The sequence below is a fragment of the Micromonospora sp. NPDC005194 genome, from assembly GCF_040608335.1.
GTDB lineage: Bacteria > Actinomycetota > Actinomycetes > Mycobacteriales > Micromonosporaceae > Micromonospora.
Map to the genome: position 1 here is coordinate 1 of NZ_JBEXIA010000004.1, position 17,249 is coordinate 17,249.

Consider the following 17,249-nt stretch of genomic DNA (forward strand, 5'->3'; position numbering starts at 1 on the left):
GGTCGATTTGCTGTCTTACCTGGAGCCTCGCCCTCATCGATCACCGGGCTACGCACACCGTCCCTGACCTGCAAGATCAGGTTGGAAAAGGCTCACTCGTGTCATCCCGATGCTCCTATGGAGGTCAAGGGGCGAGGGCAGCGAAGTCGGCGCGTAGGGCGGTGTAGACGTCACGGACGATGTAGCGCTTGAGGCAGCGGAGGATCTCTTGCTTGCTGAGGCCTTCGGTGATGCGTCGTTGCAGGTAGGCGCGGGTGCGTGGGTCGTAGCGCAGGCGGCAGAGGGCGATGGTGTGTAGGGCGTGGTTGGCGCGGCGGTCGCCTCCTCGGTGTAGGCGGTGGCGGCGGACCCGTCCGGAGCTGGCGGGGATGGGTGCCGCGCCGCAGAGGTGGGCTAGTGCTGCTTCGGATCGCAGCCGGTCGGGGTTGTCGCCGGCGGTGGTGAGCAGTTGAGCTGCGACGTCGGTGCCGACGCCGAACAGGGCGCTGGTGCGGGGCGCGGCCTGGCGGACCAGGGGCGCCAACTGCCGGTCGAGGGCGGTGATCTCGTCGGTCAGGATGCGGGTTCTCCTGGCGAGTCCAGCCAACGCGGTGGCGGTGGCCTGCTCCGGGTCGTGGATCCGGGTCGGATCGACGGTGAGCGCGGCGCAGCGGTTGACCAGGACGGCGGCGCTGAGTTTGGTCAACTGTGCCCGTAGACCTTCAGGGGCAGCGGCGACCAGGCCGCGCATCTGGTTGATCGCCGCCGTGCGAGCCTTGACCGCGCCCTGGCGGGCCACTCGCAGGGCACGGATGGCCTCGACAGGTCCGCTGCGCGTCTTGGGCGTGCCCATGGCGGTCCCGGCGAGGGTCGCTCGGGCGGCGGCGATAGCGTCGATCGGGTCGGACTTGCCTTTGGTGCGTCGGGTCCTGCGATCCGGTCGGTCGACCTCGACAACGGTGACCTTCTTGCTGGTCAGATGCCGGGCGAGGCCAGCGCCGTAGCTGCCGGTGCCTTCAACCCCGACGGCAATCAGCCGGCCGAACGAGCGCATCCAGGCCAACAAGTCTGCATAGCCGGCGGCGGTTGCGGGGAACTCGGCGTCGTCCAAGAGGCCGCCGGTGCTGTCGATGATCGCCGCGTGGTGGGTGTCGCGGTGGGTGTCGACACCACCGATGACCGATCGCTTCTTCGCTGCCATGCTGGTGAGGTCCGCCTTTCTCGGTCGCGTCGAGAACACGTGGACACGTCACCGGTCAGGCGATGCGGACAACACAGTGGTGGGCGCCTCTCGCACAGGCTCCTATCAAGTCACGACGCCTGGCCGGTGACATGCAGATGTCGGGGCCACCAGGCCGGCCGACGGATCGGGATGAGGACAGCAACCGTCGGTCTGCCGGTGAGTCAGACCAACCCAGCGACCCACCCCACCATCCTCACTGTCCGCCGTCGACCCGCCCTCCTGGGGAGCGGGCCTCCGCCCGGCCCGCCACGTCAAGACGGCCTTGACGGCTCGTTCGGACGCTGGCGGGTCGGGCGGTGGTCTGCTCGGCTCGCCCGGGTCGATGGCAGGCGGGATGGCCTACCGCAACCAACCACGGACCGTGAGCCGCCGACGAAGCCCCGGCCATCCTGGAGCCGGAGCGCCCCCGCCGGAGGCGCAGTGGCCGCAACTCCGGGACCGCCGCCAGCTCGCCGACGCGGCCGGCGTGCGCTCCCTCCCGCCGCGCGGGCTCGTGGCCGCGCGGCCCGGCCGGCTGCCGGCCCACCACCATCCGGTCAACTCCCCTGTCGTTCTGCGGCGGCCCCTTCGGCTTCTCGCTTCCGCGCCAGCGGCCGGGCGTGTTGCGTGGCCGGAGTCGGAGCGCCAGCGGAGCGACGGACGCGCGCCCAGGCGGCGGCGCGTGCGGCCCGTTACGGGCCGCCTTGATAGACGTACAGAAAGTCCTCCCACGCCGGCCAGCAGCCGGCCCTTCCACCCCGGCGCGAGGGGTCACGGCGGGTTGACGTGTCGGCACTCGGTGCTACTCTGACGCTCGTCGAGCACGCCAGCGCGGCTTCCCGCCGGATCGCCGGACTCGACTTCTGAGATGCTGGGCGGCCTTCCTGCCGCTGATATGGGCCACGTCCCGCCGGCTCTCGATCACACCGGCCGCTGCGCCGTTTCCCGAATCCGCTGAGCGGCCCAGCACGGTCTTCCCTGCCGTCCACGATGGCCCGGGTTCGCTTACCTGCACGGGTGGGGCAGCCTGCGGCCACCCGTCGGATGCCGACGTCTCAGGCTCCCCACCCGTGCCGATCCATTCGTCAGGTCCACGAGCGTGAAAGGACATGACCCATCGGCGGGAAGTGGCACGACCACAACTCCGCCCTCCGGCGTCAGCCGCCCTCTCGGCGGTGCCAGGAGACACGACGAACACCACCAGCGGACGCAGGTCCACGGCTGGTGGTGCTTCGTCTCCCCTCCCTGCCACCCCCTGAAGAGGAGACAGCCGTGTCCACCCCGCTCACCATCTGCCGCCCCGGTCTCGCCATCGGCCGGGACGCGCAAGTCCTGCACCGCGCCGCCTCGCCGGAGTTCTCCGGCTGGCTGGAGCACACCCGCCCCGCCGGCGGCTGCTCCCGCCCGATCCGCCTCACCGGCACCATCGCCGCCGTCGACCGGAACACCGGCCGCATCACCCACCGACTGCACACCGACGAGCTGCCCGACCGCACGCTCTACAAAGCGTGCGGCAACCGCCGCGAATCGGTGTGCCCGGACTGCGCCTGGCTCTACCAAGGCGATGCCTACCAAGTCGTCTGTCGCGGCCTGACCGGCGGCAAGGGCGTCCCCGATTCGGTCAGTCGACACCCGGTCGTCTTCGCCACCTTCACCGCACCGTCCTTCGGCGCGGTCCACCACCGGCACGTCGTCCGGCACACCTGCGCTTCTCGGCAGCGCTGCGACTGCCGCCCCGCGCCTTGCCGCGCCCGCAGCACCGCCGGCACCTGCCAGCACGGACAGCCCGCAGCGTGCTTCGCCCGCCACGACGCGAACGATCCGCGGCTGGGCCAGCCGTTGTGCCTTGACTGCTACGACCACGCCCACCAGGTCGTCTGGAACTACTTCTCCGGCGAGCTGTGGCGACGCACCAAGCAGGCCATCGAACGGCACCTCGCCGCGCGCTGCCGTCAACGCGGCATCCCGAAGCTCGGCATCGTCACCGCCTCCAGCGAGGTCCGCTGGGTGCCGCCCGTGCGGGTGTCCCACGGCAAGGTCGCCGAGATGCAATGCCGCGCAGCCGTGCACTTCCACGCCCTGCTGCGCCTCGACGGCGTCGACCCCGACGACCCCGGCGCCCTCGTGCCGCCGCCGGCCGGAATCACCCTCGACGACCTGGAAGACGCCGTCCACGTCGCCGCCCGGCAGATCACCGTCACCACACCCGCGCACCCCGACCGGCCGCAAGGCTGGCTGATCGCCTGGGGCGAGCAGGTCGACGTCGGACGCATCAACAGCAGCGACGGCGAGCTGACCGACGGCAAGGTCGCCGCCTACCTCGCCAAGTACGCCACCAAGGCCACCGAAGCCACCGGCCACTGCTCCACCCGACTCACACCGGCCACGATCGACGACTACGCCGACCCAGGAGGCGACCACGTCGCCCGCCTCATCGACGCCTGCTGGCACCTCGGCCGCCCCACCCCCACCGACATGACCGGCGGCGCCGCAACCGCAGACGACCGTCAAGACAGCCTTGACACCACACCCAACGTCTACAGCGGCTTGCGCCGCTGGGCACACATGCTCGGCTTCGGCGGTCACTTCCTCACCAAGGCCCGCCGCTACTCCGTCACTTTTGTCCAGCTCCGCGACATCCGCGCCACCTACCGGCGGGAGGAGAGCGACGTACCGGCCGACACGATCAGCGTCGGCACCCTCACCTACATCGGGTCCGGCTGGCTCACCGAAGGCGACGCCCTGCTCGCCAACACCGCCGCGAGACATCGACGCGAAAGCAGCCGTGTCGGTCGGGAAGAACTCGCACATGAAGCCTGGCTCACCGGGGCCGCCGCATGAACCACGATCTCCGCCCCCGCTGGTACTCCCCCGCCGAAGTCGCCGTCCTGCTCGGCTTCGGCATCTCCAAGGTCAAGATGAAGATCGCTACCGGCGAGCTGCGCTCTATCAAGGACGGCAAGTACCGCCGCATCCTCCCGGAGTGGGTCGACGACTACATCCGCGAGCAGGTCGCACGCCAGGAGGCTGTCTGATGCCCGCCCGCACGCGCGCCAACGACGAAGGCTCCATCTCCCCCTACCGCAACGGCTTCGCCGCGTACGTCTGGGTCACTAAGCCGGATGGCAGGCGCACCCGGAAGTACGTCTACGGCAAGACCCGCGAGACCGTCCACGACAAGTGGATCAAGTTGCACCAGCAGGCGAAGCAGGGACTGGTAGCGACCAGCGTCCCGACGGTCGGCAGCTTCCTCACCTACTGGCTCAACGAAATCATCCAACCGAACCGTGCGCCCCTGACCTACGCCACAAACGAGACATTCGTCCGCCGCTGCATCTCCCCCGGCCTCGGCGGCAAGCGGCTGGACCGGCTCCAGTCCCGGGACGTGCAGACCTGGATCAACCAGGTGGCCCGCACCTGCCAGTGCTGCGCGCAGGGCAAGGACGCCGCACGGCCCAAGAGAAACGGCGCTGCTGCGCGGTCGGCCGCTGCTGCCAGGCCGCCCCGTTGACGCGGACGGTCAGCGACATCCGGGCCGCGCTACGGGCCGCCCTCACCCACGGCCAGGCCGAAGACCTCATCACCAAGAACCCGGCCGTGCCGGTCACCCTCGCCACCGTCCGCCGACGGCGGGGCAAGTCCTGGTCAAGCGACGAGGCGCGCAAGTTCCTGGAGTCCGCCCGAGCACACGACGACCCGCTCTACGCCGCCTACGCGCTGGTCCTCGTCACCAGACTCCGTAAGGGCGAAGCGCTGGGACTCACCTGGGAGGACGTCGACCTCGATGCCGGAGAACTGACTATCGGCCGCCAACTCCAACGCGTACGCGGCCAGCTCCTGCACCGCGACACCAAGACCCAGGCGTCCGACGCCACCCTTCCCCTGCCCGACATCTGCCTGACCGCCCTCAAGCTCAGACAGCAACAACGCGACGAAGCTGAAGCAGCCGCGGCAAGGCGTGGCACGAAACGGACCTCGTCTTCACCACCCGCTACGGCACACCCATCGAGCCGCGCAACTTCCAACGCTCCTGGCAGACAAGGTGCGAGAGAGCAGGCGTCAGGCCGATCACCGTTCACGACGCCAGGCGAACCTGCGCCACGCTCCTGGCCGACCTCGACGTCCACCCCAGATTCGCCATGCAGGTGCTGAGGCACGCCCGCTTCTCGGTGACGATGGAGATCTACACGCAGGTCTCATCGACAAAGACGAGAGACGCGCTCAAGCGCCTCGGCGACTCCCTGAGTCGCTGACGAGAACTGCTGTACAAAGCTGCTGTACGACAGCAGAAAGGCCACCCCCCGAACCCGGGAAGCGGCCTCTGACCTGCGGAACTGAGAGTGGGCGATGCTGGTATCGAACCAGCGACCTCTTCGGTGTGAACGAAGCGCTCTCCCACTGAGCTAATCGCCCTCAGCACCACTGACTCTACCCGATCGTGGAACCAGACCGGAAATCCGGGGTCAGTGCGTCGCGAGGTACTGCATCGCCTCGGCCACCACGTCGATGCCGAAGCTGAGCTTGAGTGAGAGCCAGACCACTACGCCCACGAACACCAGGCCGACGACGCCGAGCACGAAGCGCAGCGGCAGCGACTGTCGCGTCACCCACTGTGTCCAACCGTGCACGTGCCGGCGGGTGAAGCCGAGCAGTCGGCGGGCCCAGTGGTATTCGACGGCCCAGATGCCGAGGCCGGCGATGACCAGCAGCCAGCCCGGCCCGGGTAGCGGGATCAGGGCGATGCCGATGGTGACCACCAGCGCGCCGGCGATCGAGATGAAGATCTTGAGGGCGATCCGGCCGGTGGGGTTGGCGCGGATCAGGTCGAGGGTGGTCGAGATGCGGTCCCGCCAGCGTGGGCGTCGCGGGGGCTCGCCGACGACGAGGACGCCGCCGGTGCGGCCCGTGTCGGGCGTCGACCGTCCGGGTCGCTCGGGTTGCTCCATCGACACGTCGTACCCCCGCTTTTCGGCTGCTCGGACCGCGACTTTCGGCGGACCGGACGCGGCCACCGGATCCACTGAGGATCGGTTCGTGACCATTTCACCCCCCAGTGTCGCTCGGGCCCGTCACTGCAACGGCCGACTGGACGTTACCGGAGTAAGTCGACGACTGAGCCACCCGACGCCGGGCGGAATCACGCACTGGGCAGAACCGGAAATCCTACATGAATGCTCACATTCACGCGGCCTTTCCGTCCCCCTTCCCACCACTGGGTGAAGTCAGCGTATGGCGGAGCGTAGCCAGGAGTAGCACCTGAGTATGGGAAAAGCGGGACACGCGCGTTCCGCAGCGGTGCCGGGGGGAGAACGTCCATGAGTGTCATCCGACCGACGACCGTAGAGGTCGAGACGTCGCTAAGGCTCGTCGCACCTGACGCCACCGCCTTGCCGGTGCGTGCCAGTCTGCGTTACGACCCTGCTGACCCGTATGCGGTCCATGTCCTGTTCCATGCCGAATCGGCCGGGGGCGAGGCGGTGAGCTGGTCGTTCGCGCGCGAACTTCTGGTCACCGGCCTGGACGAGCCGGCGGGCATCGGCGATGTGCGGGTCTGGCCCTGGGCCACACCACGGGGCGACTTCGTCGCGCTGGCCCTCTCGTCACCGGACGGCAACGCCCTCTTCGAGGTGCCGCGCAGCGTCCTGGTGCGTTTCCTTCGACGGACGTACGTCGTCGTCCCGCGCGGCCGCGAGGCCGAGCACCTGGACGTCGACACGGCGGTGAACCGGCTGCTCGCCGGTCGCTGAGCACCGCCCGAACGGGCAACACCGGCCAGACAGGGCCGCGCGGATCTGCCGAGTCCGCGCGGCCCTGGCACACCCGGGGGTACGCGGGCAGCCCGACCCGGCGTCGCCGGCGCTCAGCCGTGGGTGGTGATGCCGCCGTCGACGGGGATGACCGCGCCGGTGAGGTACGCGCCAGCCCGCGAGGAGAGGTAGACGGCGGTGCCGGCCATGTCCTCGGGGCGCCCGATGCGGCCCAGCGGCACCTGCTGCTCGATGGCGGTCCTGCTCGCCGGGTCGTTGAGGGCGAACGCCATCATCTTGCTCTCGAAGGGGCCGGGCGCGATCGCGTTGACGGTGATCTGCTCGCCGGCCAGTTGGTGGGCAAGGCTGCGGGTGAGCATGTGCACGGCCGCCTTGGTGGCCGAGTACGCGTACACCTCCATGAACGGCACCCGGATGCCGTCGATGGACCCGATGTTGATCACGCGGGCGGGGTCGTCGGCGCTGGCTGCGGCGCGCAGCGCCGGCAGCAGCGCTGTGGTGAGCCGGAAGACGGCCTTGACGTTGACCGCCCAGAGCTTGTCGAACGCGGCCTCCGGGTAGCTCTCCAGCGGAGCGCCCCAGGTGGCGCCGGCGTTGTTGACCAGCACGTCGAGACGGTCGACGCGCTCGCGGACGGCGGCGGCGAGGGTCTCGGCGCCCGCGTCGGTGCCCAGGTCGGCGGGGATCGCCTCGCAGTGGCCCTCGGCGGAGAGTTCCTTGGCGACCGTCTCGCAGACGTCCGCCTTGCGGGACGAGATGATCACGCGGGCGCCGGCTCGGACGAAGCCCTGGGCGATCATCAGCCCGATCCCCCGCGACCCGCCGGTGACCAGGACCGTCTTGCCTTCGACCGAGAACAGCTGCGTCATGCCCATCCCATCGCGTGTCGGCGGGTCCGCCGGGCGGTCGGGCGGACGGCGGGCGCCAGGCGGCCACGGACCGCACAGCGCTACCGCCGGGTAACGTAGCCCGGCCGCGGGGATCGTCACAAGCCTCGGCGCCGCCGCGCACGTTGATCGGGATGCGGTGACCTGCGGTTCGGGCTACCGTCGCAGACGATGGTCTCCACCGATCCCTCCCCCGCGCCATCGATCGGAACGGCGTCACCCGTACCCGACGAGATTTCCACGTTCGCGCTGGCCGACCTGGCCGGTGACCCCGGCTGGCGGCGGCCGGTGTTCGTCGAGCGGGAGCTGTTGATCCTCACCACCCGGGGTCACGGCGACGCCGAGCTGGACTTCCACCTGTTGCCGTGCCGACCCGGCACGCTGCTGCGGGTCCGCGCCGGTCAGGTGCTGCGCTGCGCCGGCCCACAGTTCGACGCGACGGTGGTCGGCTGGACCGCCGACGCGCTGCACGGCCTGGCCGTCGACCCGGACGCCCCGCAGACCTGGCGGCAGTTGGCCGGCGAGGACGAGGACGCGGTGATCAACGAGGTGAGCCAGTTGGCGGTGGACTGCCAGCGGCACGGCGGCGCCCCCGCCGGTCGTGCGCTGCTGCGCCACCAGCTCGCCGTGCTGCTGCTGCGGCTGACGCTGCCCGGTATGGCCCGGTCCGGGCACCGGCCGGAGGTCGAGACGTTCCAGCGGTTCTGCCGGGAGGTCGAGCACGGCTACCAGGTGACCCGGCGGGTCGAGGACTATGCCGCCGCGCTCGGCTGCTCGGTGCGGACCCTGACCCGCGCCTGCCTGGCCGTGACCGGTCGCAGCGCCAAACAGGTCATCGACGAGCGGGTCGCGTTGCAGGCCGCCCGGTTGCTCGCCGCGAGCGACGAACCGATCGCCCAGATCGGCCGTCAGCTCGGCTTCACCGAGCCCACCAACTTCGGCCGGTTCTTCACCCGTGAGATCGGGGTCAGCCCGGGCGCGTTCCGCGCCGCCCGCGATCAGCCGGCCACCGGGCGGGTCGTCCGACCCCGACCGGCGGTCGAGCCGACGGGCGCCAACAGCGGGCGGTTCCGCTCCGGCGCCGCCGTCGAACCGGCCAACGGCGGTCACGCCACGCGGTCCGGGAAGCCCACCGGGTCGGGCGGCGGGATCGGGCGGGCATGATGGCGGGGTGCAGATCTCCGCGCGCGGCGACTACGCGGTACGGGCGGCGCTGAGCCTCGCGACCGCGTACCCCTCGCTGTTGTCCACCCAGGCCATCGCCGCCGAGCAGGACATGCCCCGCAAGTTCCTGGAGGCGGTCCTGGCCGATCTGCGCCGGGCCGGCATCGTGCGCGCCCAGCGCGGCGCCGAGGGTGGCTACACCCTCGCCCGTCCGCCCCGCGAGGTGACCGTCGGCGCGGTGCTGCGCGCGGTGGAGGGCCCCCTCGCGGGCGTCCGCGGCCTGCGGCCGGAGGAGACCCGCTACGAGGGCGCGGCGGAGAACCTGCCCGGCCTGTGGGTGGCGGTCCGCGCCGCCGTGCGGCGGGTCGTCGACGAGGTGAGCCTCGCCGAGATCGTCAGCGGTCGGCTGCCCGCACACGTCCGCAAGCTCACCGCCCTGCCCGACGCGTGGGAGCCCCGCTGACCCTGGTCACCGGGTGTGGATGACGTCGGCCGTGGGCAGCCGGGGCAGCCGCTCGCGCCAGGCGTCCGGGCCGGGGTGGCCCACACTCATCAGCAGCAGCGCCTCGTGCCGCCCGTCGGGAAAGAACTCCCGGGTCACCCCGGCGGCGTCGAACCCGGCCATCGGTCCGGCGGCCAGCCCCGCAGATTGTCGGGTCGTGCCGCGTCACCGTCCACCCGGGACGAAGAGGGGGTTTCGGAATTCGCCCGTTCGGGAATGTTCGATCTCGACACGGCAGGGAACGGTGACGAGGGGAGACCTCCGATGGGCCTCATGTTTCGCAAGCGCAAGAAGTACGGACCGATCATCCTGAACTTCACCGAGAACGGCTTCTCCTCGTGGAGCATCAAGATCGGCCGCTGGTCCTGGAACTCGAAGGCCCGGGCGCACCGCGTCGACCTGCCGGGTCCGCTGTCCTGGAAGCAGGACAAGTCCCGGTCGTAGCGTCCCGGGAGTCGAGCGGGGTGCCGGTGATTCACCGGCACCCCGCTCGGCGTCCACCCGCCCCACCCGCACCTCGTCGATCTTGCGGAATCCCCGGTAGGCCGGGGCAGAAACAGCACGATCGCGGAGGGGCAGGGGTGCGCCTCAGCGCGTGGGCGTGATGATTTCGTCGCCGGCGAGGCGGCCGCTGTCGCGTTCGCGGCGTACGCCGCCCGTCTCGACCAGGTTGGCGAGCGCCCGGTTGGCGTCCGCGGCACGGTAGACGGTCGCGGTGAGAGTGTGCCGGCGCAGCTCGGTGACCGGCCGTGGCCCGCCCCGGCGCAGCTCGGCCAGCAGCTCCCCGGCCAGCGGGTCCAGGGCCGGGTCCCCGGCCACGTCCACCGGCGGGGCCGTCGGGTCGGCGGGGTCGCGGTAGCGCACACCGAATTCCGCCCCGACCGTCCAGAGCGCGTCGCGGAGCGCCTCCAGACTCCGGTCCGAACGGCTACCGAAGGCGACCACGCCGGCCGCCGCGCCATCCGGCAGCACCGGCGCCACCTCGGCGACCAGCGGGAAGCCAGCGGCGACGAGGGCCGCACGGGTGACGCCACCGGCGTGCAGCAGCACCTCGCCGGTGCGGCCGTTGGCGGCGGCGCCGAGCAGGTGCGGGGGCACCTCGCCGGGCAGGTCCAGGAAGCAGAACAGCGGCGACCCGGCCGCGCCGGCCGCCTTCACCGCCACCGGCAGCCGGTCCGGACCGCCGGGCAGCAGGTGCACCGTCACCTCGGCAGGCAACTCCGCCTCGATCGGCCCGAGCCGGGCCGGCAGGTCGGCGGCGCCGTCGGCCAGCACCAGCACCGTCACCTGTCGACCGCGCACCTGGGCGGCGTGGCCGGCGACCACCCGCAGCACCGCCTCCGCTGCGCCGCCGTCGGCGCCGGCCCAGGCCAGCGCGACGGTTGCCCGCCGGGAGCGGTGCAGGGCGGCGGGCAGCCAGGTCGTCACCTGACGGACCAGCAGCTCACGAAGGAAGTCGGTGGTCCGGTTGGTCGGCATCGGTCCGTTCTACCCTATGGCCGGCTCAGGCCGGCACGGAGATCCCCACACCACCGCGGGTCTGCCCGCCGTAGCGCTGCCGCTCGGCGTCCAGGTCGAGCCGGCCGATGCGCTTGCGGGCGGCCAGGGCGGTGTCGTCGAGCAGGTCGGCCGGGATCAGCCAGACCACCTCGAACTCCAGACCGTCCGGGTCCTGGCCGTAGAGGCTCTTGGTGGTGCCGTGGTCGGACGCGCCGACCAGCGCCCCGGCGGCGGTGAGGCGCTCGGCGGTGGCGGCCAGCTCGTCGAGGGTGTCGACCTCCCACGCCAGGTGGTAGAGCCCGACGGTGGCTCGGCCGGCGGTGGACCGGCCGGCGGCCGCGCCGATCTCGAACAGGCCGAGGTCGTGGTCGTTGGTGGAGTCGGGGGCCTGGAGGAAGGCGGCGCCCCGGAAGCCGTCCGGGGTCATCGCCACCGGGCGGAAGCCCAGCACGTCGCGGTAGAAGGCGACGCTGCGGGCGAGGTCACTGACGTAGAGGACCGCGTGGTTGAGCCGGTGGATACCCATGACCCCAGGCTAGCGCCATTTGGTTGAACGTTCAACCATCGCGCGTATGATGGCCGTCATGACCCGCTGGTTGGACCCCGATGAGCAGCGCACCTGGCGGGCGTTCCTCGCCGCCTCCCGGGCGCTGATGGACACGCTCGACCGCGAGCTGCAACGCGATGCCGGCATGCCGCACGCCTACTACGAGATCCTGGTCCGGCTCTCCGAGGCCCCGGGTCGGCAACTTCGGATGAGCGACCTGGCCGATGCGGCGGGGTCGTCACGCAGCCGGCTCTCGCACGCGGTGGCCCGCCTCGAGGCGGCCGGCTGGGTACGCCGCGAGGACTGCCCCACCGACCGGCGCGGGCAGATCGCGGTGCTCACCGACGACGGTTTCGCCACCCTCGCCGCCGCCGCCCCGGGCCACGTCGAGGGGGTACGCCGACACCTGTTCGACGCGTTGAGCCCGGCCCAGGTCGACCAGTTGCGCCGGATCAGCGAGACGTTGGCCGAGCACCTGACCAGATCCTGACCGATCGGCACCGGCGCGGGTCTTGTACTTACCGTCGTCGGATGAGCACGATGGGGCGTGTCCTCCGGCTTCGACGAGTTGACTGACCAGGCGCACCACCTCGTGTCCACTGGCGACGTGGCCGGTGCGCAACGGCTGCTCTCCGACGCGCTCACCGACGCCGACCCCCGCCCGGCCAACGCCACACCCGAGCTGGCCGAGGCGGCCAGCCTCCAGGCGCGGGTGCTCGTCGCCCTCGGCGAGCCGCACTCCGCGCGCGGCTGGGCAGCCTTCGCGTACGCGGCCACCACCCGGTTGCACGGCCGCTCCGACCCCCGCACCGTCGCCGCCGCAGCCACCCTGGCCGCCGTGCTGCACCGGGTGGGCAGCCACTCCCGGGCCGCCCGGCTGTACCAGGAAGTCATCATCGAGCTGACCGCGCAGGACGGGCCCGAGTCGCTGCGGGTGCTTGCCGCACACGCCGACCTGGCCACCGTCGAGTACGCCCGGGGCCAGTGCACGGTGGCCCGCGACCGCCTCCAGGACGCCTGGGAGCTGCACCGTGAGGTGTACGGCGACGGTCACCCCAGCGGGATCAAGATGCTGGCCCGGCTCGGCGCCATGCAGCGCGACTGTGGGCAGTTCGCCGAGGCGCACGACAACCTGGCGCTGGCCCGCGAGCTGTGCCGGCAGCACCTGGCCGCCGACGACCCGCTGGCGCTGCAGGTGGCGGCTCTCGCCCGGGCAGCGGCCAACCCCGACCATGTCTGCGCCGACGACGCGCCCGCCGACCGGGACGCCCCGGTGGTGCCGGCCGCGCGTACCGCGCCGCACAACGACCGGCCGGTCGAGTCCGCCTATCACCCATCCGCGCCCCCGCCGCGCCAGGTGGACCCGGGGATGACCGGTCCGGCCGACCGCGACGACGAGGGCCGGGCCGGGCACGGGGTCGGCTCGGTGCCGAACCCCCGGGTGCCGGCCGACGAGCCGGACGGGTCGCCGGGCTTCCGCTGGCCGCCGGACCCGACCGACGAGCCCGCCCCGCACTCCATCGTCCCGCCGGTGCCCCCATCGGTGGCCGGGTTCACCGCCGGCACCGAGGAGACGTCCGGCGTCTACCGGCTGCACCGCCCCGGCGCGTCGACCCAGCCGGACCAGCCGGCGGAGCCGTACGCGCCGCTGGAGCCGTACACGCCGTCCCGGCTGCTGCCGGTGCCCGTGCACCGGGCGAAGGCGTCGCCGCGCAACCGGCTGGTGCCGGTGCTGGTGGCCGGCGTCGTCGTGGTGCTGCTGGGCACGGCGGCGGTGATCGCCGGGGTGGCGCGGGTCGGCGACGGGGACGACCCGAAAGCCGGGCCGGACAACGGCTCCCCCAGCGCCGGCCCGACCGGCACGGGTGCGCCGGCCGCCACCGGCACGGCAACGCCGGCCGCCGCATCCGGCACCCCGCCCGGCGCGGTGAGCCTGCGCGACAATCGGGACAACATCGCTCTGCGCTGGACGTACCCGGCCGGGGGCGAGGGGCCGGTGGTCGTGTCGGCCGGCCGGGCCGGGCAGGAGAAGACGGCGATCGCCACGCTGCCCGCCGGCACCGACAGCTACATCGTCTACGCGCTGAACCGCGCCAACGACTACTGCTTCACCGTGGCCGTCGTCTGGTCCACCGACACCGTCGCGAGCGCCAACCAGGTCTGCACCCGCCGCCGCTGACATCCCGACCGGCTGACCACCGTCGTCATGGTGTGTCGACCGCCGCTTGCTGCCCGTCGCCGGTCGGCGTCCTCGGGAGCAGCAGACGCACCCGCAGCCCCTGCGTGCCGTCGGCGTCGGTCAGGGTGATGGTGCCGCCCGCGCGGCGGACCAGCTCCCACACGATGGCGAGGCCCAGGCCGGCGCCGCCGTCGTCACGGCCCCGACCGTCGTCCAACCTGGTGAAACGGTCGAAGACCCGTCGCCGGTCGGCCGCCGGGATCCCCGGGCCGTCGTCGGTCACCGTCACCAGGTGGTACGCGGCATCGTCGTGCGGCTCGACGGTGAGGACCACGCTGCCCCGCGCGTGCCGGACCGCGTTGTCGACGAGGTTCGACAGCACCCGCCGCAGCTCGGCCGCGTTTCCGGCCGTCCACAGCGGGCCCGGCGGCGGCACGAGGAGCACCGGCGGCGACGGGTACCGGGCGGCGACCTCGGTCACCAGCGCGCCCAGGTCGACCGGGCCGGTCCCCCGGGCCGGTGGCATCTCGTCCAGGCGGGCCAGCAGCAGCAGGTCGTCGACCAGCCGACTCAGCCGCTCCGTGTCGGCGAGCAGGTTGACGGTCACCGCCGTCCAGTCCGTGCGGTCGGCGAGCCGCTGGGCCACCTCCAGCTCGGTGCGGATGTTGGTGAGCGGGCTGCGCAGCTCGTGGGCCGCGTCGGAGACGAAGGCGCGCTGCCGGGTCCGCGCCGACTCCAACCGGTCCAGCATCCCGTTGAGGGTGACCGCCAGCCGGTGGATCTCGTCGGCGGAGGCGGGCACCGGCAGGCGGCCGCCGCCCGCGCGCCCGGTGATCTCCTCGGCGCCCCGGCGCAGCGCCTCCACCGGACGCAACGTCGCACCGATCACCCGCCACGCCACCCCGGCCAGGATCGCCACCAGCAGCGGGAACGCCACCAGCAGGATGGCGCGTACCACGTGCGTGCTGTGCCGGACGTCTGCCATCGACCGGGCGACCAGGACGGTGAGCGGATCCGCTGCCGTGCCGGCGGGTACGGCGACCACCCGAACCGGGCCGGCGAGCCCCGCTCGCTCCGCCGGCACCACCAGACGCTGACGGCGACCGGTGTCCAACCGCTCGGGGCGGACCATCGGGACCAGCCGGTCCGCGTCGATCGAGGCGGCCCGGATCCGACCCTGCGCGTCGATCACCTGGACCCGGACCTGGCCGCCGGCCACCGGCAGCGGGTCGGGCAGCGCGTCCTCGGCGGCGAGCAGGGCGACCGCGTCGGCGGTCCGGAACGCCTCGGTGTCCACGGTGCGCTGGAGCACGAAACCGAGCGCGCCCAGCAGCACCGCCCCGCCGAGGGCCAGCCCGAGTGTGAGACCGACCACGCCGAGCGCCGTGAGCCGCCCGCGCAGGCCCAACCCGCGCAGACCCCACCCGGGCAACCGGCGGACCCGGCGACCGCCCGCCGGGTCGGCCGGTATCACGTCGCCAGCCGGTAGCCGGCGCCCCGGACGGTCTCCAGCCGGTCCCGGCCGAGCTTGCGGCGCAGATAGCCGACGTACACCTCGACCGCGTTGGGCGCCGTCTCCAGGCTGGCGTCCCACACGTGGTCCAGCAGCTCGATCTTGGAAATCACCTGGCCGGGACGACGCATCAGATAATCGAGCAACGCGAACTCCCGCGCGGTCAACGTCACCTCGGCGTCGGCACGGGTCACCCGTCGGCGGGCCGGATCCAGCCGCAGGTCACCGACCGTCAGCACGGTGGGGCGTTCCGGCGCTCCCCGACGCAGCAGGGCCCGCAGGCGGGCCAGCAGCACCACGTACGAGAAGGGCTTGGTCAGGTAGTCGTCGGCGCCGCAGTCCAGGCCGTCGGCCTGGTCGTACTCGCCGTCCTTCGCCGAGAGCATCAGGACCGGCAGCCAGTGCTGCTCGGCGCGCAGCCGGCGGACGAGCTCGTAGCCGGACAGCCCGGGCAGCATCACGTCGAGGATCATCGCGTCGTACCCGCCGTGCCGGGCCGCGTCCAGGCCGGCAGGGCCGGTCGCCGCCACGTCGACCGCGAACCCCTCCGCCTGCAGGCCGCGTTGCAGGGCAGCCGCCAGCCGGGCCTCGTCCTCCACCACCAACAACCGCACGGTCCAAGGGTGCCACCCGGGTCACAGTCGGAGGTTCGGCGTCCTCAGCGCCTTCACAGCGCCGACCGGGCAGGATGTCTGGCAGGAGGTGCACCATGTCGATCCTGAGAAGCCGCCCCGTCCTGCGCTGGTTGGTCCCGGCGGCCGCTGGCGTCGCCGTCATCGGCGGAGGCGCCGCGATCGGCACGTTCGCCGCCGAGGCGGAGCCGAGCCTGCCGCCGCGTACCGCCGCCCAACTCCTGGTGGATCTTCAGACCTCCCGGCTGGAGGGGTTGTCCGGGACGGTCGTCCAGCGTGCCGACCTCGGTCTGCCGCCGCTGGTCGGGCTGATTCCCGGCAACGACCTGACCACCCTGCTGACCGGCACGCACACCCTGCGGGTCTGGTATTCCGGCCCGGAGCGGCAGCGCGTCGCGCTGATGGACACCCTCGGCGAGCAGGACGTGATCCGCAACGGCCGGGACGTGTGGACCTGGGAGAGCCGGGGCAACACCGCACGCCATCGCACGCTGGGCGACGCGGGCACGACCGGAAAGCCGGGTCCCGCGGCGACGCCGAGTCTCCCCGCCACCCCGCAGGAGGCCGCCGACCTGGCGTTGGGCGCGATCGATCCGAGCACCGAGGTCAGCGTCGGCCGCTCGGCCACCGTCGCCGGTCGGGACGCCTACGAGTTGGTGCTCCAGCCGCGCGACCGCGACTCGCTGGTGCACCAGCTGCGGATCGCCATCGACGCCACGCAGCACGTGCCGCTGCGCTTCGAGGTGCTCGCCAAGGGCAGCGACCAGCCGGCGTTCGAGATGGCCTTCACCCAGGTCGACTACCGGCGTCCCGACGCCGACCAGTTCGCCTTCAACCCGCCACCCGGGGTAGCCGTCACCGAGGAGACCGCCGAGCGGCCGTCCGCGGGCCGGCCCGCGCAGGCCGCACCGGGCGGAGACCCGCAGGTGCGTGCCGTGGGCGACGGCTGGGCCACCGTCCTGGTCGCGCGCCTGGACGGGACCCCGGGCAAGCCGGCCGGCGGCAAGCCGGCCGGCGCGGCGGCGGACGCGGACGTGTCGAAGCTGCTCGGCGGGCTGCCCGCGGTCAGTGGGGACTGGGGCAGCGGCCGACTGCTCACCGGGAAGCTGTTCAGCGTGCTGCTCACCGACGACGGTCGGGTGCTCGCCGGAGCGGTCACCCCCGAGCGGCTCTACCAGGTGGCCCGCGGCTGATTTCCCGAAGCGCTCACGCCGGGTCGACCAGATGGTCGGCCCGGCGTCCGTGGTTGTGTGACTCGAATCAGCCCGGTCGGCTTGGTGACAGCGGGCGGACCGCGCTATCTTCAACAATTCGAGGGCACGAAAAAGAACGGCCTAAAAGCCGTTCCTGCAAAGG

At 72.3% G+C, this 17,249-nt stretch carries 17 protein-coding genes, 1 tRNA gene and 1 pseudogene; 10 read left to right on the forward strand and 9 right to left on the reverse strand.

Annotation, left to right across the window (positions count from 1 at the left end):
• Nucleotides 1-124 precede the first annotated feature (124 nt).
• Nucleotides 125-1,180, reverse strand: a complete 1,056-nt coding sequence (locus ABZU53_RS04365; protein ID WP_355063804.1) for an IS110 family transposase — start codon at nt 1,178-1,180, stop codon at nt 125-127.
• A gap of 1,293 nt (nt 1,181-2,473) precedes the next feature.
• Here ABZU53_RS04365 and ABZU53_RS04370 point away from each other — a divergent pair.
• The 3 genes and pseudogenes from ABZU53_RS04370 (at nt 2,474) to ABZU53_RS04380 (ending at nt 5,454) form a co-directional block, all read left to right on the forward strand.
• Nucleotides 2,474-4,042 (forward strand): replication initiator, encoded by a 1,569-nt coding sequence (locus tag ABZU53_RS04370; RefSeq protein ID WP_355063806.1) that lies wholly within the window; start codon nt 2,474-2,476, stop codon nt 4,040-4,042.
• Nucleotides 4,039-4,236, forward strand: a complete 198-nt coding sequence (locus ABZU53_RS04375; protein WP_355063808.1) for an excisionase family DNA-binding protein — start codon at nt 4,039-4,041, stop codon at nt 4,234-4,236. Before ABZU53_RS04370 ends, ABZU53_RS04375 begins: the two co-directional genes overlap by 4 nt.
• A pseudogene (locus ABZU53_RS04380) lies at nt 4,236-5,454 on the forward strand (tyrosine-type recombinase/integrase). Before ABZU53_RS04375 ends, ABZU53_RS04380 begins: the two are co-directional and overlap by 1 nt.
• 88 nt (nt 5,455-5,542) lie before the next feature.
• Here the strand turns inward: ABZU53_RS04380 and ABZU53_RS04385 are convergent.
• Both ABZU53_RS04385 and ABZU53_RS04390 read right to left on the reverse strand, forming a co-directional pair.
• A tRNA-Val gene (locus ABZU53_RS04385) sits at nt 5,543-5,614 on the reverse strand.
• Between the two features lie 50 nt (nt 5,615-5,664).
• The gene (locus ABZU53_RS04390; RefSeq protein ID WP_354863053.1) at nt 5,665-6,243 is read right to left on the reverse strand and encodes a PGPGW domain-containing protein; all 579 of its coding nucleotides are present in this window, start codon (nt 6,241-6,243) and stop codon (nt 5,665-5,667) included.
• Nucleotides 6,244-6,516: 273 nt separating this feature from the next.
• On the opposite strand from ABZU53_RS04390, the gene ABZU53_RS04395 reads away from it, so the two are divergent.
• Nucleotides 6,517-6,948 (forward strand): SsgA family sporulation/cell division regulator, encoded by a 432-nt coding sequence (locus tag ABZU53_RS04395; RefSeq protein WP_007457244.1) that lies wholly within the window; start codon nt 6,517-6,519, stop codon nt 6,946-6,948.
• A gap of 113 nt (nt 6,949-7,061) precedes the next feature.
• On the opposite strand, the gene ABZU53_RS04400 is transcribed toward ABZU53_RS04395, so the two are convergent.
• Nucleotides 7,062-7,838: an SDR family oxidoreductase gene (locus ABZU53_RS04400; protein WP_355063810.1), complete on the reverse strand. Its 777-nt coding sequence runs from the start codon at nt 7,836-7,838 to the stop codon at nt 7,062-7,064.
• Between the two features lie 189 nt (nt 7,839-8,027).
• Here ABZU53_RS04400 and ABZU53_RS04405 point away from each other — a divergent pair, with 189 nt between their 5' ends.
• Together ABZU53_RS04405 and ABZU53_RS04410 are read left to right on the forward strand one after the other, a co-directional pair.
• Complete coding sequence (locus ABZU53_RS04405) at nt 8,028-9,020, forward strand: AraC family transcriptional regulator (RefSeq protein WP_354863050.1); 993 nt, start codon at nt 8,028-8,030, stop codon at nt 9,018-9,020.
• A gap of 7 nt (nt 9,021-9,027) precedes the next feature.
• Entirely contained in the window at nt 9,028-9,483 is a 456-nt protein-coding gene (locus tag ABZU53_RS04410) for an Rrf2 family transcriptional regulator (RefSeq protein WP_007457237.1), read from the forward strand.
• Between the two features lie 6 nt (nt 9,484-9,489).
• Here the strand turns inward: ABZU53_RS04410 and ABZU53_RS04415 are convergent, their stop codons facing one another.
• Nucleotides 9,490-9,645, reverse strand: coding sequence for a hypothetical protein (locus ABZU53_RS04415; protein ID WP_355063812.1), 156 nt, complete (start codon nt 9,643-9,645; stop codon nt 9,490-9,492).
• 141 nt (nt 9,646-9,786) lie between these two features.
• Between ABZU53_RS04415 and ABZU53_RS04420 the strand changes: the two genes are divergently transcribed.
• Nucleotides 9,787-9,966 carry a DUF4236 domain-containing protein gene (locus tag ABZU53_RS04420; RefSeq protein WP_030333600.1) on the forward strand — a complete coding sequence of 60 codons (180 nt, stop codon included), beginning with the start codon at nt 9,787-9,789 and terminating at the stop codon, nt 9,964-9,966.
• A 144-nt stretch (nt 9,967-10,110) separates the two neighbouring features.
• On the opposite strand, the gene ABZU53_RS04425 is transcribed toward ABZU53_RS04420, so the two are convergent.
• Nucleotides 10,111-11,001 (reverse strand): hypothetical protein, encoded by an 891-nt coding sequence (locus ABZU53_RS04425; protein WP_355063814.1) that lies wholly within the window; start codon nt 10,999-11,001, stop codon nt 10,111-10,113.
• A 25-nt stretch (nt 11,002-11,026) separates the two neighbouring features.
• A complete protein-coding gene (locus ABZU53_RS04430) occupies nt 11,027-11,548 on the reverse strand; it encodes a VOC family protein (protein WP_355063816.1) in 522 nt (173 codons plus the stop codon).
• Between the two features lie 49 nt (nt 11,549-11,597).
• Here ABZU53_RS04430 and ABZU53_RS04435 point away from each other — a divergent pair, with 49 nt between their 5' ends.
• Nucleotides 11,598-12,059, forward strand: coding sequence for a MarR family transcriptional regulator (locus ABZU53_RS04435; RefSeq protein ID WP_354855453.1), 462 nt, complete (start codon nt 11,598-11,600; stop codon nt 12,057-12,059).
• A 57-nt stretch (nt 12,060-12,116) separates the two neighbouring features.
• A complete protein-coding gene (locus ABZU53_RS04440) occupies nt 12,117-13,748 on the forward strand; it encodes a tetratricopeptide repeat protein (RefSeq protein ID WP_355063818.1) in 1,632 nt (543 codons plus the stop codon).
• A gap of 25 nt (nt 13,749-13,773) precedes the next feature.
• Here the strand turns inward: ABZU53_RS04440 and ABZU53_RS04445 are convergent, their stop codons facing one another.
• Both ABZU53_RS04445 and ABZU53_RS04450 read right to left on the reverse strand, forming a co-directional pair.
• On the reverse strand, nt 13,774-15,165 hold the full coding sequence (locus tag ABZU53_RS04445) for an ATP-binding protein (RefSeq protein WP_355064036.1): 1,392 nt from the start codon (nt 15,163-15,165) through the stop codon (nt 13,774-13,776).
• A gap of 53 nt (nt 15,166-15,218) precedes the next feature.
• A complete protein-coding gene (locus tag ABZU53_RS04450; RefSeq protein ID WP_234581645.1) occupies nt 15,219-15,875 on the reverse strand; it encodes a response regulator transcription factor in 657 nt (218 codons plus the stop codon).
• A 95-nt stretch (nt 15,876-15,970) separates the two neighbouring features.
• Here ABZU53_RS04450 and ABZU53_RS04455 point away from each other — a divergent pair, with 95 nt between their 5' ends.
• Entirely contained in the window at nt 15,971-17,086 is a 1,116-nt protein-coding gene (locus tag ABZU53_RS04455; RefSeq protein WP_354855398.1) for a sigma-E factor regulatory protein RseB domain-containing protein, read from the forward strand.
• Nucleotides 17,087-17,249: the final 163 nt, after the last annotated feature.